Annotated in this window: 1 protein-coding gene; it reads left to right on the forward strand. The window is 50.3% G+C overall.

The annotated features are described in order from the left end of the window. The first annotated feature begins 667 nt into the window (after window positions 1-667). Entirely contained in the window at window positions 668-1,957 is a 1,290-nt protein-coding gene (gene ltrA / locus ABYW01_RS20095) for a group II intron reverse transcriptase/maturase (RefSeq protein WP_372836217.1), read from the forward strand. The last annotated feature ends 192 nt before the right edge of the window (window positions 1,958-2,149 follow it).

The following is a 2,149-nucleotide window of genomic DNA, read 5'->3' on the forward strand; positions in this document are numbered from 1 at the left end:
AACAATGAGCTGGTCGAGCGCCTGATGTCGGAGCGCTATCAGGACCCGCCGTGAGCGGGCGTGGCCGGGGCGTTGACCGCCGGCCACGCCGTTGAGCCGATGGCGTTAGTGCGTCAAGCGAAGCTTGATGCATCTTGCAGGGTGTAAGTCCCTGTCGGGTAAGGACTAACTCTCCACCCGTATCGAGTGTTGCGCCTGTGGCGGAGTGTGGGGATCGCATATACTTTCCAGTCGCTCAGAAATGACCGGCAACCACACGAACAATACAGGTGAAGCGTACACAGAGAATCATGCAGGCCATAGGGGCTATCGTGGCCCTGAAGTGCTGGTATCGCCCCGAAAATAAAGTGATTTTGATCGACGAGGTTTGTAACGCCATCGAAGTCCATGCAAAGCAACCGCGTTGGTGAGGTTGTGGCGGGTCAACGGGGTTATCAAGCCGTGGCATGTATGAAGAGATGTATCAGGAACTTGAGAGATCCAAAGGTGCTCCACAGGATGTGGTAGGGATGCTCAGCCTAACAGCAGGCGAACGATGGGCCTTTGGAAGTCGGATCAGCTCATAGTAGTCTGAGGGCGGGAAAGCCGTCTACATGGCGAAGGGGCTGACAGTTATATCCGTTGTGCAACAGACACATAGGCCGGACAAAGTAGGGCTGGAACCACTATGACAACCGCATTGCACAACATCGCATTTAAAGCACAAAGCCACCCTCGGCACAGGTTTCAGAATGTCTATGGATTATTGAATGCTGATCTCCTGTATCAAAGCTGGGGGCAATTAAATAAACAGTCAGTGCCCGGTATTGATGGCATTAGCGTGTCAGATTATCAGGTCGGGCTGGTTGAAAATATTCAGCGCTTGGGTCATGAGCTTAAGCAGAAATGCTATCGAGCACCGGCCATTAAACGCGTCTTCATCCCTAAAGCCAATGGCAAACAAAGACCGCTGGGTTTACCGACGGTAGAGGACAAAATCGTTCAGCAAAGTGTCAGTCAAATCTTGCTCAGTATTTGGGAACAGGATTTTCTGCCCAACAGCTACGGATACCGACCGAACAAAAGTGCCCATCAGGCGGTACACAGTCTAGGGCTTAATCTGCAATTTCAAGGTTATGGTTACATCGTTGAAGCGGATATTAAAGGCTTCTTCGATAACATGAATCATGACTGGCTGTTGCAGATGCTGTCACAACGGATTGATGACAACCCCCTGCTGACTCTGATCAGCCAATGGTTGAAAGCACGTATAAAAGCAGCGGATGGCGTGTTCAGTAAACCGGTTTCTGGCACCCCGCAAGGCGGTGTTATTAGCCCGGTACTGGCCAACATCTACCTGCATTACGTGCTGGACCTGTGGTTTGAAAAGAAGGTTAAACCAAGGATGCAGGGTCGGGCCATGCTGATTCGTTATGCCGACGATTTTGTGGTGGCATTCCAGCTACGCCGGGATGCCGAACGCTTCTACCGAGTATTGCCTGAACGGCTGAACAAGTTTGGCTTAAGTGTGGCACCGGAGAAAACCAACCTGAAGCGATTCAGTCGTTTTCATCCGGGCAGGAAGCGTCATTTTCTGTTTCTGGGCTTTGAGTTTTACTGGAGCCGTGATGTGAATCACAAGCCTCGCCTGAGGCGGCGAACCGCATCGAAGAAGCAGAAAGGGACGATGAACGGGTTGTATCACTGGATTAAATGCCAGCGATCAAAGCCGTTGAAAGACTGGATGCCACGCCTGAAAAGGAAGCTGACCGGGTTCAGAAACTACTTTGGTTTACCGGACAATAGCCGGAGTGTGTCTCGCCTATATAGCCATGTACTGCATAGTCTGTACAAATGGTTGAATCGGCGAAGTCAGAGGAGAAGTTATAACTGGGATGGTTTCAAGGTGATGTTGAGATATTTTCAGATCAAACCATTACGGGTCAGTAAGAGACTGATTGTAGTGGATTGGTATTAAGGCTTGTGTCTTACACGAGTGAATATATAACTGAGGAGCCGGATGCGGTAGTTCCGCACGTCCGGATCTGTGTGGGGGCGGTTCAGGTAACTGGCCGTTCTACCACGACGCTTTTCTGTGAACTAAGGAAGTAGTGATTTGGAATTCAATACAGCGGAAGTAATTGCATTAGCCGCTTTGTTTCTTTCTCTT

This window comes from Pontibacterium sp., from assembly GCF_041587635.1.
Classification (GTDB): Bacteria; Pseudomonadota; Gammaproteobacteria; order Pseudomonadales; family Balneatricaceae; genus Pontibacterium.

Bases quoted from the DNA above. Each gene is read 5' to 3' on its own strand.
- ltrA (WP_372836217.1), top strand. From the start codon at position 668: ATGACAACCGCATTGCACAACATCGCATTTAAAGCACAAAGCCACCCT.